Here is a 12,322-nt window from a genome sequence, read left to right as displayed (position 1 = left end):
TTTATCCGAGGAAAACATGAACAAAGGCGTGCAGGAAATTTTAATTTATGTTGTTGTGGCCATCAGCTCCTTGCTGGTATTAGGCTATGCCGTTCATATGCTCGTCGGCGGCTTGGTCAGCCCGGAAACCGAACAACTGCTTATCACCGTCACTTGTATTGTGGGTGTCATCGCCATCGGCTGGATGTTTTGGGATGTACTGCAACGTCGCAAGGGCATTAAATAACCATTTCTGGCTTTATTCTTTCAGGAAATCATTCTACCAGTAACGCTCCGGACAGAATGACCAGACCACGTACCCATAGTACAACCCTTCCCTGTGTACGATGATCCACGCGCACGCTGTTGTCGGAACGCAGCAACCGCAAGGCGGTTTTAATTTGCAGGACATAAAGTGCGTACATCAGCACAAGCATCATTAAGTGGATCCATATTAAGAAAGACGCGATTTCTCCTTCTTCGATCAAACGCCGATACCAGTCCTTGTTAAGATAAAGATATACAGGCATCCCGATATCAAACAGGATTACCGCAATCATGGTCACGACATGATATACACGTTTTTTTGCGTACCGAAATGCCAGCAGCATACCTATCTGCACTGCAAGTGCAGCCCACACTGTACCCGCTGTCAGCATAACCTGTTCTGTTCGCGCGCCATGCACATGCTCCTTCAATCTTTGCGGAAAATGAAAATCGAAAACGCGGATTATTCCGTATCCTGTTTTCGTATGATAACCCTGCTCCAGGCCTGAAATTTTCGGGACTCTTCAGGAAGAACCAATGGCTAATGGGTTTTCAGCAGCCTTTGTATTTCCTGAAAATCCTGCACACTGCGAAACTGCCCTTTATGAAATACAAATTGTACACGCTGACCTGACTTATCCAGTCCAGCAAGGCCGAAAGAACGTCCGGAATAATCCGGAAAAACCCGCAAATCCTTCAGCAACTCCACGCTATCTCCATTGCGCATCAGAACCCGGGTTGCCTGCCCACCAATTTCAATCGCTACCGGAGCGTTCGGCAAAATCATTAACCGTGTTTTAAGGATGCGGTTTGCACCGGCAATAAAAAAGAAACAGGCCAGGAATGAAAACAAATAAGCCAGACTTACATCGCCTCCGTACCACAATTTCGCCACCATCGACAACAAGGCAATTACCGTAGGAACATACAATAACAAATCCCACATCATGCCCCGACGATCCTGGACTAAGCTGAAATGTATATTATTCATGAAATTTCAACCCGCGCTTTTTTCTGAGCCTGCCATCAAAATCTTCCTGATTCCCGCTTCCATTTCCCCATGCAACATTCGTCCCGGCTGCACACCGTTCACAATACCATTCTTGTCTATAAAAAATGTCCATGGGTCACCCATCACGCGATATGCCTTGAATGCCTGCGGATTCTGATATTGATCCATATGAAGAAAAAGCACCTGATTTTGATATTTTTCCAATAATGCTTTCAGTATTTGCAACTGCCCGTCACACACTGTGCAATGGCCCGGAGTGGCAAACTCCAGAACAATGGGTTTACCAAGCGCCAGGGCTTCATCCAATGAATACTGATACATACGTGCATCCGGCTGGCGATATGTCGTCATCTTGCTCATATCCCCGCTGACATCCGCCAACTTTTTGGTGGGCAGACTGGGAGCAAGCATCCCCTTTTGCAGGACCCCCTTGGATTCTCCTCCCATGCCCCATAACGAGAACTGCTCGTTACATCCGCAAACAAGGCAGGAAAACAGGATCAACCAGCCTAAATTTTTTTTCACCTGGAACGGTTCCATCCAAAACATGTGCGGTATATGTTATATCCCCATATTATATTTGCCAGCAAAACCACACTGCCAAACATGCCTGCCAGGGACATGAAGCGAGAAGCCACCAGTTCCCCCTCGTCATCAATAAAGACCCCGATCAAACCCGCGGCGCAGAAAAATACCACCACGCCAAGCAAACCGAAATTATGCATCCAGAAATGCACCTTAACCAGACGTAAACTATAAATGGAGCGCCGGACCAACCGCGGAATGACAAAATATACTGCACCAAAAATCGCCATTTCCACCCATCCAAGCAGATTGATATGCGTATGCCCTAAAACAAGCCTGTGACCGGGAACCCCACTATTCACAAAATGACGAAAAGTAGGAACCCCCCCCATCAGCGCTCCCCAGGAAAAACCAATGATGCTATATATAATGCAGGCATAGATAAACCACAGAGTATATTTGGTATATTCCCTGTCCTGAGCCCAAGGCTCATTCAGCTCCTGAATCATTCCTGTCCCCTTTTGCATTTGATTTCATTTCTTCGCGCAAATCCTTATATTCAGATTTCCAACTGTCCGGCGCCCACATCCTGACCATGCTGTCAATAAAACCGGACTCTCCGCCCCCAGGAGGAAGCCTTGACGCATTGGACCCAGGTTTTGCCCGCAACTCTGAAAGAAAAACCGCAATGGCATGCAAATCCGCTGCCGGCATTTTTGCCACGAAAGCAGCTCCTTTGGATGGACCGTGATCCATCGTTGCGCCAGCGTAGGTCGCCTCAGGGTTCTTTAAAAAATTTTCAAGATACTCCAGGGTACGCCTGGAACCAATACCATCCAGAACCAGGCCCATGTTAGTCCCGTTACGCATGGCACGGTGACAGATCGTGCAACCTGAAGTACGGAACAATTCCGACCCACGCAGACCCTCCGCAGAAAAATCATACTGAAGCACTGGAAACATCGGCTTTTCCATACGTGACCGGACCACCTCCATTATCAGGAAGCTGATCAATGCCAAAATACCTATAAGCGCAAATCCGCCGAATAGCAATTTTTCACCAAATTTCATATTGCCAATTGCCATGCTGTATTGTTCCTATAACGACCCGCGTACGATATTTTCCTGCAAAGAAAATCCCCGCAGCCGAGATGACTCGACGCGGGGATTATATTGTATATGTTACGATTAATTCAAAATCTACAAGCCCTTAATGATGACCCATAACCTCTTTCAGCACGGTCTGGTTATCAATAAGAAGTCCGTCCCGGACATTCACAGGCGGCGCAGAAGTCAAGTAGGCAGCCACGTTATAAATGTCATCATCGGTAAGCGTTCTCGCAACCGTCTGCATGATCGGATTACCACCCACTACCGGGTCATTGCTCCTGGAACCGTCGCGCCAGCTTTTCAACTGATTCACCAGATATACATATTTCTGACCGCCAATCATCGGGAACATTGGATCAGCTCCGCGGCCATTAAAGCCATGACAGGAATAGCAGGAGGCAACCTTGCCATTCACGCCGCTGTGGGCCAGAACTTTACCCAGGTGAGTCTGCCCGACTGGCTGCCCTTCTGCCTTCAAGGCTTTCAAATCAGACGGCTCGTTCTTTCTGGGCAGAGTATCCACATATGAGGCCACGTCGCGGCGATCCTGTTCACTCAATGCCTTGGCAAACCCATTCATCACCGCACCCATTCCGGAAGGTGTGCGCTTGTCTGCAGCCAGGTCAGTAAGCTGCTTTACAATATATACATAACCAATATTTGCCAGGCGAGGAGCACCCATGGCATCATTGCCCAAGGCGTTTTCTCCATGACAGCTTGCACAAGCTGGTACATCCCCTTTTCCCTGAGTAAAGATTGTTTTGCCATTTGCCGGATTCGCAGTTACCTTACCCGCCCCCGCAACCGCTGTCCCTGACAACAGTACGGTGGCAGCGATTATTTTTAGCAATGACGATACCATATATGTAGACTTGCGCATTTCCCCCCCTTATTTCCTGAAATTCTTCAATTGTATCTCCAGCTGATTACTTTTCGCGCGATTCGCATTTTCATGCGGATAGCACCAACAGCGGTATTCAGCCTAGGAAGACATTCTATAGCAATATCCCTGTTACTCAAGCCTTGTTTTTTAAGAATTCTTTTTATACAGGATTGCAGCCAATCCAAAAATAAACCCAAAAATACACAAGTACATCAAAAGAACTTGGCCGGTAGTCACATTTTCAAACATAACTTTTTTCTCCTAATTCATATGCCTGGTTAAAAAACTTATTGCGCTTGTGGTCATTTTTAAACTGGCCAAGTTTATCATTGCTAAATTATGTTACGCAAGTCTTTTTGACTGCACCGGAGAACGATCCCTCTTTACAATATGGTCGAATTCGATGCGCAGCTTCCACCCCATTCTTACACCGTCTCCCGGATCCATTCTGACCGTATCAAACCACTAATCCAGGAAATTGCTTGTGCCCCTGCCTGGATACAGGAAATTTTAATTCCTAAGCAGGAACGTGCATGAGAGATACGGGTACGTTATACTGTGCACAATCAATGAATGCGCCCGTAGCTCAGATGGATAGAGTATTGGTTTCCGAAGCCAAGGGTCGTGGGTTCGACTCCCGCCGGGCGCGCCATCTTGTTTTCCCCCCCTGAAGAACCACTGCACGCCTTGAAGGGCAAGATGGTTTCTGGGGTTCGAGATCTTTCTCCACGCACATACGCCAATCTGTCTGCAAAAGTGAGTTTCATCACTGCATGGCGGTCTTCCATACGGCCTGTAGCCCGGAGCTGGTGCGGGTTTGAAAGGAAGCCCATTGCGGTTCGAAAACTTTCATCAAAGTCTTTCAGCGGACGCACGCATTTTGCAATTATTTCCTTCATAACATTCTGATCGCGCTGGGGCTGGCCGAAACGTTTCTCACAGGCTTTCACCACGTCCTTGAATTCGGCATCCACGATGCGGTCGAGCAACTGCTCGATCTTGCGTTCGGTTTTGGCGATCTCTGACGGTCACTGATGAAATATTCCGCCATGTTGCTTTATGTCCCCTCAACATCAATGCCGTGTTCGGCCAGCCAGGCCCTTCGCTGCGCATAGTCGGGCATTGCGCGCTCAACGCGCAGCCAGAAAGCAGGAGTGTGGTGTGGCTCGTGCAGGCGGCCTTGAGCTCTCGCAGCTTGGCGGACTCGGCCGTGGCGTTGTTTGTGCGGTTATCGATTTCATCCAAGCGCGCGGCAATCAGATCCTGTTCGGTACGAAGCGGCTTTGCCGTCACCAAACCCCGGATCGTTGGCAGGTTCAGACCCGCTTTTGCGCCCGCATCGTTCAGCCTGCTGATGTAGGTTTGTGCAATTGGCCCGGCCAGGTAATGGCCAACGAATCGCGAATTAACAGCATCAGGGTCTGGGCGTACCAGTGCAATGTGCTGGTTGATGTACGCCTCGCCCAAACCATCTGGAACGACACCGACGATAGCCGATCTTGCGGGTAAAGTCGATGTGCTCCAGAACGTCGTAGAGACTGACATTTTCGCCCTCAATCCCAGCGAGCGCCTTGCTCAGCAGACTGCCGACGTTGGCCTGCCGCGAGTTGTCGACAAGGTAGCTGTAGCGCGACTCTTTCGGCACCCAGAAGTAGCCATCCTTCTTGTACCATCGCTTGTTCTCGGCCGAGATTTCAGCTTCAGCGGGCGTCTTGCCTGCATCGATTTCGAGCTGGATCACCTCGGCACGGCGTTGTTCGAATACGTCGGAGCAGCGCTTAAGGAACAGCATCCCAAAGATATATTCCTTAAACTCGGAGGCATCCATCTTGCCGCGCAAAATGTCGGCGGCTTTGAAAAGATGGCGTTCCAGCTGTGGCAGGGTTAATGGCATGTAGAGGATCCAGTCAAAGTCGGTTGTTCTGTATTGGCGCAACGCATTTGTCGGCCTTGCCCATAAGGTTTTGTGAATCTGACGATCGGTAACCTGGGGCCAGCATCGCGTTCTTTACACCGTAGGTCGAATTTTTGCGTAAATAACCATAATAATCACTCCTATTTGATCCTGCTTGATAATCCAGCAGAATACGCGGATTACCTGGTCAAAATTCAGCCGGCGTCAACACTATATCGCAACCGGAATAGTCCGATACAATACATTTCGACTCATAACCGGAATCCCGTTTCAGCGACGCCAGAAATTCACTTTGAGCGACTGCCGGTCGTTCGCATGGAAAGCGCATATACACCCTGACATTATCTCCAACTTCCAACCATGTCTAACCATAGCTTTCTTGCCCGTTCCATGTCAGCCGTATGGCATCCGTGTACGCAGATGAAACACCATGAGACCTTGCCGCTGATTCCAATCCAGCGCGGACAAGGGGTATGGCTATACGATTTCAACGGGGCATGTTACCTGGATGCAGTCAGCTCATGGTGGGTGAATTTGTTTGGGCACTGCAATCCATACATTAACCGTGCCATAACCCTGCAACTGGAACAGCTGGAACATGTAATGCTGGCCGGATTTACCCACGAACCAGTGGTGCAACTCTCCGAACGACTGGCGCAACTGGCTCCCAAGGGCCTTGGCCATTGTTTCTACGCCTCGGATGGTGCGTCTGCAATCGAAATTGCACTAAAAATAAGTGTTCATTATTGGCGCAATAACAACCAATCCCAAAAAACCAGTTTCATCAGCCTGCAAGGGAGTTATCACGGTGAAACCTTGGGGGCATTGTCCGTAACGGATATGGCACTTTTTAAAGATGCCTACCGTGCGCTGATCAAACAGAATGCCACGGTACCCAGCCCTGACTGGCGCAATGCTGAGCCAGGCGAGAGCGCTCAGGATTATGCCCTGCGCTGTGCAGAGCAACTTGAGGCACATCTGCAACAAAACCACCACCATATTGCCGCCTTCATTGTCGAGCCTCTGGTTCAGGGAGCAGCCGGTATGGTGATGTACCATCCGGCCTATCTGGCTCGTGCACGCGCATTGTGCAATCAGTACCACGTCCATTTCATTGCCGATGAAATTGCTGTCGGCATGGGACGAACCGGAACGATGTTTGCCAGCGAACAGGCTCAGAAATTTTTCGTTTCCGAAACTGGCGAAAACATTTCCCCCGACTTTCTTTGCTTATCCAAAGGACTTAGCGGTGGTTACCTGCCACTTTCCGTAGTGCTGGCCACAGATGCAATCTATCAGGCATTCTATGCCGACCGGCTTTCTCAAGGTTTTTTACACTCCCATTCCTATACAGGAAATCCCTTGGCCTGTCGGGCAGCATTGGCTACCCTGGAACTGTTTGAGCACAATGACGTACTTTCAAGCAACCGCCAAAAAACAATTTACCTGAACCGGATTGCTCAACCCCTGCGCGATCACCCCCGGGTAAAAAATTTCCGCAACACCGGAATGATATGGGCATTTGAAGTAGAATGCGCGACAGACCAGTTTGCCCAGCGCTGCTTCAGCCTTGCTTTACAACATGGACTGCTGCTGCGCCCAATCGGCAATACGGTCTATTTTATGCCTCCCTATGTCATTACCGAACCCGAAATGGAGATTCTGGTCACACACACCATTGCAATCATGGATGCAATCAGCTGATCCATCTCATGACTGCGCGGTTATTACGTGTATCCCATGTAATCCCCTGATGAACCAGCAAAAAAGCCAGTATTCATGAAACTGCTTTATATTCTGGCAGCCTTGTTCTGCCTGCTTCCCTGCGCTTTCTCCGCCCCTTTGCCACCACCAGTCCTGAAGGCCCTGCAACAGGCGAACATTCCATTAGACAGTATTGGCATAGAGGTACGCGAGGTACATTCAAACAAACCTCTCATTAGCCTGAACGCAAAAAAACCGATGAACCCGGCATCGACCATGAAGCTTCTCACTACCTATGCCGGTCTGGAGCTACTGGGCGCAGCCTATAGCTGGAAAACAGAGGCCTATCTGGCCGGCAAACTGGAACAAGGCATACTGTATGGTGACCTGATTTTGAAAGGTTATGGCAACCCTAAATTAACACTGGAAAATTTCTGGCTGTGGCTGCATGAATTACAAGGCCGCGGCTTGCGCGAGATTCACGGCAACCTGGTTCTGGACAGGAGCGTTTTCCAGCTACCCCCGTATGATCCGGCAGAATTTGATCATCAGCCGATGCGCCCATATAACGCCGGACCAGATGCACTATTGCTTAACTTCAACTCGATACACCTGCTGTTTACCCCTGAAGAAGAGCAAATCAGAATTATCAGCACACCTGAGCTTGCCGGGATCAAGATAGAGAACCACGTCACAGCATCCCAGGCACCGACCGATTGCACTGAATGGGATGACCGGATTTCTTTTGAATTCAATAGAGATACCCTGCTGATACAGGGGGTTTACCCGATCACGTGCGGGGAGCGCGTACAGAATGTACGCCTGCTACCCCACCCAGACTATCTGTACGCTGCATTCCGCCCCTTGTGGGAAGAAATGGGCGGATCTCTGCAGGGCTCCCTGCAGGAAGGGATCGTGCCGGATGACGCAATTTTATTTTCCACCCACCGATCTGCACCATTGGCAGAACTGATTCGCGACATCAATAAATTTAGCAACAACGTAATGACTCGCCAGCTATTCCTGAGTTTGGGAAGAAATAGCGCAAGTCGCACCGACCTTGATCAAAGCGAACAAACCCTACGCAATTGGCTGTTGCAGAAAAAATTGCACTTCCCGGAGCTAATAATTGAAAACGGGGCTGGGCTTTCACGCCGGGAAAGAATCAGCCCCCGAAGCCTGGCATTGTTGTTACAAAGTGCACAGCGCAGTTCGCTCTCGGCAGAATTCGAAGCATCCTTACCCATTGTCGGGGTGGATGGAACACTAAAAAACCGCCTCTCGGACAGCAAGACTGCCAATCATGCCCACCTTAAGACCGGCTCACTACAAGGCGTACAGGCCATTGCGGGATATGTTCACTCCATCAAGAATAAACAATGGATACTGGTTTTTCTGATCAATCACCCCAATGCAGCAGCTGGAAGACAAGCGCAAAATATATTGATCGACTGGATTCACCAAAAACATTAAAACCTTTGCAATTCCCATGGCGCCTCCCACACCAGGCCAAACACCTGACAGCCTCCTTAAAGCCTAGGCAAGAATTCTTTAATCTGCCTTTCCTTCAACAAACCCCCTTGCCTTATGCTTTATTCCAATGGAAAAACATTGGGTTACAATTTCATAAAACCACCCCTGCTTTTCGCCCCGATTAATGAGCGACAAAAACAATCCCCGGGTAATCGAAACCAGCAAAAGCCGGATCCAATCCGGCTTCGTGCAGACTGTTATAATTCGGATTCTTTCTGTAATCATTTGATCCGTTCAATATGCATACCTTAATCTGTGGCTCGCTTGCCTACGACAACATCATGGTATTTCACGACCGGTTCAAAAACCATATTCTGCCTGAACAGATCCATATCCTGAATGTGTCATTCATGGTACCGGAAATGCGCCGGGAATTTGGTGGCTGCGCAGGCAATATTGCCTATAATCTGCATATACTCGGCGGAAACTCTCTGATCATGGCAACCGTTGGAGATGACTTCGGTCCTTATGCCTCGCATCTGGAAAAGCTGGGATTATCTCAGCAGCATATTCTGCATGTACCTGGCAGCTTCACCGGCCAGGCTTTTATCACCACCGATCAGGACGACAACCAAATTACTGCCTTTCATCCGGGCGCAATGAATTTCTCAGAGCAGAATCATGTCCATGACGCAAAAAATGTCACCCTGGGTATCGTATCGCCAGCCGGGCGCGCAGGCATGTTGCAACACGCCCAGGAATTCCATGAAGCAGGCATCCCCTTCATTTTTGACCCCGGCCAAAGCATGCCTTTATATAGCGGTATTGAGTTATTGACCTTCGTAGAACAGGCTGATTATGTAACGGTCAATGACTATGAAGCCAAGCTATTGGAAAACAAGACAGGAAAAACGATAGAAGAACTCAGCCAATTGACCCGTGCCTTCATCATTACGCTCGGTGCGCAAGGATCTATCGTTTTCACAAATAACAAGGAAATATCCATTCCTACCCCCCCAGCCGAAACATTGATTGATCCAACTGGCTGCGGTGACGCATACCGGGCTGGCTTGCTACATGGAATCCAGCAAGGATGGGACTGGGATACCACGGGTCGCATTGCATCCTTGTTGGGCTCTCTGAAAATCGGCAGCAGAGGAGGGCAAAACCACAAACCAACCTGTGACGAACTAGCCGCACGGTTCAAGCAATATTTTGGCTATGCCATTGATTTATAATTCCTGATCCGGCCAAAAATTACCACTCCATCCGCTAACCAGAAAATTAAAAACTGGCCGGAATACGTCTCTTACAGAATTATTCAATCTCTGAATTGCCGGATATCCCCTGTTTAACAACGTCCCGTGGATAAAATCCAGAATGGCAATCAATACCCACCCCGATAAAAGTTTTTCTGACCAAACCACGATCACTCTCACAAAAATTCATTTCATACCCGGTGCAGTCATACTGTCTTCCAGGCAGATTTATGGATTGTTCGGTGGAACATAGCCAGAAGGCATTTCTGCCCCATCGCCAAAAAAATGGTTTTCCATCTGTTGGGCCAGATATTTACGGGCATGACTCTCTGCAAGATTCAAACGATTTTCATTGACCAGCATAGTCTGATGCCTTAACCAGGCGGCCCATGCCTCCTTTGAAACCTGCTCAAAAATGCGCTGCCCCAGAGCCCCTGGATAGGGAGGCCGATCCAAGCCTTCTGCCTCATGACCCAACTTGATACAATGCACCATTCTTACCATTTATTTCTCCGACTGATTCGATTATAAATTTTACATTGATTGCTTCTATACAAGTACTCACGCAAAACCTTCACCATTCCACTTAATGATTCAGAAATTACGATCCACTCCTAAAACTTTCTCACAAATACCTTGGAACGCCGCTGGAAGTTGTAGAGCATTTTTTTCTGTGATGGCAACTCGTTAATATCCATCTCCTTAAATCCCCGCTCAATAAACCAATGGGCAGTACGTGTAGTCAAAACAAAAAGCCTGTTTAAACCTTTTTCCTGTGCTTTTGCAATCATGTGCTTCAGCAGCAGATCACCGTATCCCTGCTTACGGTAATTAATTTGCACAGCTAGACAAGCAAGCTCGGCAGCCTGCTCCTCGAAAAATGGATACAGTGCAGCGCAACCAATAATTCGGTGATCGTGCTCCAGCACAACAAAACGTTCTATCTCACGTTCAAGCCGTTCACGACCTCGTCGAACCAGAATCCCTTCAACCTCCAGTGGTTGCAGCAGCTGCAAAATACCCCCAACGTCATCAATGGTGGCATCACGCAATGTGTTCAAGGGGCTTTCCACCACCATACTGCCAATGCCGATATCGCTGAATAATTCCTGCAGAATGGAGCCATCAACATGACGGCTAACCAGGTGCGTGCGTGCCACCCCTGCTTCACAGGCAAGAACAGCGCATGGCAGAAACAGCGCAACATCTTCTGACAACCTGTCTTTTTCTGACAGGATCGTTCTCGCATCTGCCACTGTTAATTCGCGCAATAAATTACCTTGCGCATCCTGGACGCCTTCCATTTCCATCAGAAAAATCAGCTTATCTGCATCAAGCGCAATGGCAGTACGTGTGGCCACCTCTTCAAGAGTAAGATTGAAAACTTCTCCTGTTGGGGAATAGCCAAGCGGAGAAAGCAATACCACCTCGTTGCGGTCAAGCCGGTCTTTGATCGCAACCACATCTACTTTTCGAACGCTGCCAGTATAAAGTAAGTCTACACCATGAATTACGCCCATCGGCTGCGCGGTGATGAAATTTCCCCCGGCAACCCGGATATCTGCGTTAGCCATAGGAGAATTAGCCAGGCCCATCGACAGCAAAGCCTCAATTTCTACCCGTACACGACCAACCGCTTCCTTTACACATTGCATGGTTTCAGAATCAGTCAGGCGAATGCCATGATGATAATGTCCATCCAGATTGTTGCGTATTAAATGACGTTCTATCTGAGGACGGGCTCCATGTACTAATACCAGGCGTACCCCCAAACTGGAAAGCAGATTCAGATCATGCGTCAACTCGATAAACTTGCCATCTGCAACCACCTCACCACCAAATGCAACCACAAAAGTGCGGCCACGGAAAGCATGGATGTAAGGTGCTACCGAACGAAACCAGGCAACAAATTCAGCAGAAGGCACTGGGCTATGTGGCATAACTTTAATAACGAACGGCACAAGTATGCCGCATCCTGTCAGAAAACATTAATATGATGAATAGCAAAAACCTCTGGTCCACAGGTATATCATGGCTCCGGTCAACATTATACTTAGGTTCAGTTCGCCATAACATGCTTAAACATACCCTTGGCAACGGTTACTTATCTCATCACCTGTTAACATATGTAATTGAGCCTGTTAACATTTTTTCTTGACTGCTTATATCAAACAGGATATCGCTTTGCATCCGTA

14 protein-coding genes and 1 tRNA gene are annotated in these 12,322 nt (G+C 48.6%); 5 read left to right on the top strand and 10 right to left on the bottom strand.

The features are described from left to right. The first annotated feature begins 16 nt into the window (after window positions 1-16). Window positions 17-226: a hypothetical protein gene (locus KJA68_RS01775; protein WP_213035195.1), complete on the top strand. Its 210-nt coding sequence runs from the start codon at window positions 17-19 to the stop codon at window positions 224-226. Window positions 227-254: 28 nt separating this feature from the next. On the opposite strand, the gene KJA68_RS01770 is transcribed toward KJA68_RS01775, so the two are convergent. The 6 genes from KJA68_RS01770 to KJA68_RS01745 form a co-directional block, all read right to left on the bottom strand. After that, window positions 255-677, bottom strand: a complete 423-nt coding sequence (locus KJA68_RS01770; protein ID WP_213035194.1) for a hypothetical protein — start codon at window positions 675-677, stop codon at window positions 255-257. 110 nt (window positions 678-787) lie between these two features. After that, the gene (locus tag KJA68_RS01765; protein WP_213035193.1) at window positions 788-1,237 is read right to left on the bottom strand and encodes a hypothetical protein; all 450 of its coding nucleotides are present in this window, start codon (window positions 1,235-1,237) and stop codon (window positions 788-790) included. Between the two features lie 6 nt (window positions 1,238-1,243). Further along, on the bottom strand, window positions 1,244-1,783 hold the full coding sequence (locus KJA68_RS01760) for a TlpA family protein disulfide reductase (RefSeq protein WP_213035192.1): 540 nt from the start codon (window positions 1,781-1,783) through the stop codon (window positions 1,244-1,246). Next, window positions 1,780-2,292 (bottom strand): cbb3-type cytochrome c oxidase subunit I, encoded by a 513-nt coding sequence (locus KJA68_RS01755; RefSeq protein ID WP_213035191.1) that lies wholly within the window; start codon window positions 2,290-2,292, stop codon window positions 1,780-1,782. The genes KJA68_RS01760 and KJA68_RS01755 overlap by 4 nt, the downstream gene beginning before the upstream one ends. Then, complete coding sequence (locus KJA68_RS01750; RefSeq protein WP_213035190.1) at window positions 2,273-2,869, bottom strand: c-type cytochrome; 597 nt, start codon at window positions 2,867-2,869, stop codon at window positions 2,273-2,275. The genes KJA68_RS01755 and KJA68_RS01750 overlap by 20 nt, the downstream gene beginning before the upstream one ends. 124 nt (window positions 2,870-2,993) lie before the next feature. Further along, window positions 2,994-3,773 carry a c-type cytochrome gene (locus KJA68_RS01745; RefSeq protein ID WP_213035189.1) on the bottom strand — a complete coding sequence of 260 codons (780 nt, stop codon included), beginning with the start codon at window positions 3,771-3,773 and terminating at the stop codon, window positions 2,994-2,996. A 578-nt stretch (window positions 3,774-4,351) separates the two neighbouring features. Between KJA68_RS01745 and KJA68_RS01740 the strand changes: the two genes are divergently transcribed. After that, window positions 4,352-4,428: transfer RNA gene (locus tag KJA68_RS01740), tRNA-Arg, on the top strand. 405 nt (window positions 4,429-4,833) lie between these two features. Here KJA68_RS01740 and KJA68_RS11080 read toward each other — a convergent pair. Beyond that, window positions 4,834-4,950: a YgjP-like metallopeptidase domain-containing protein gene (locus KJA68_RS11080; RefSeq protein ID WP_213035266.1), complete on the bottom strand. Its 117-nt coding sequence runs from the start codon at window positions 4,948-4,950 to the stop codon at window positions 4,834-4,836. A gap of 240 nt (window positions 4,951-5,190) precedes the next feature. Further along, window positions 5,191-5,670, bottom strand: coding sequence for a type I restriction-modification system subunit M N-terminal domain-containing protein (locus tag KJA68_RS01730; protein ID WP_213035188.1), 480 nt, complete (start codon window positions 5,668-5,670; stop codon window positions 5,191-5,193). 381 nt (window positions 5,671-6,051) lie between these two features. Between KJA68_RS01730 and bioA the strand changes: the two genes are divergently transcribed. The 3 genes from bioA to KJA68_RS01715 all read left to right on the top strand — a co-directional run bounded on the left by bioA (window position 6,052) and on the right by KJA68_RS01715 (window position 10,106). Next, window positions 6,052-7,395: an adenosylmethionine--8-amino-7-oxononanoate transaminase gene (gene bioA, locus KJA68_RS01725; protein WP_213035187.1), complete on the top strand. Its 1,344-nt coding sequence runs from the start codon at window positions 6,052-6,054 to the stop codon at window positions 7,393-7,395. Between the two features lie 75 nt (window positions 7,396-7,470). Next, a complete protein-coding gene (gene dacB / locus KJA68_RS01720; protein ID WP_213035186.1) occupies window positions 7,471-8,868 on the top strand; it encodes a D-alanyl-D-alanine carboxypeptidase/D-alanyl-D-alanine endopeptidase in 1,398 nt (465 codons plus the stop codon). Window positions 8,869-9,167: 299 nt separating this feature from the next. Beyond that, the gene (locus tag KJA68_RS01715; protein ID WP_213035185.1) at window positions 9,168-10,106 is read left to right on the top strand and encodes a carbohydrate kinase family protein; all 939 of its coding nucleotides are present in this window, start codon (window positions 9,168-9,170) and stop codon (window positions 10,104-10,106) included. Window positions 10,107-10,355: 249 nt separating this feature from the next. Here KJA68_RS01715 and KJA68_RS01710 read toward each other — a convergent pair whose 3' ends face one another. Beyond that, complete coding sequence (locus KJA68_RS01710) at window positions 10,356-10,631, bottom strand: oxidative damage protection protein (protein ID WP_213035184.1); 276 nt, start codon at window positions 10,629-10,631, stop codon at window positions 10,356-10,358. Window positions 10,632-10,741: 110 nt separating this feature from the next. Further along, on the bottom strand, window positions 10,742-12,067 hold the full coding sequence (gene argA / locus KJA68_RS01705) for an amino-acid N-acetyltransferase (protein ID WP_213035265.1): 1,326 nt from the start codon (window positions 12,065-12,067) through the stop codon (window positions 10,742-10,744). Window positions 12,068-12,322 lie beyond the last annotated feature (255 nt).

It is taken from the genome of Candidatus Nitrotoga fabula (genome assembly GCF_905221025.1).
GTDB lineage: Bacteria > Pseudomonadota > Gammaproteobacteria > Burkholderiales > Gallionellaceae > Nitrotoga > Nitrotoga fabula.
This window is presented reverse-complemented; position numbering and strand designations above follow the sequence as displayed.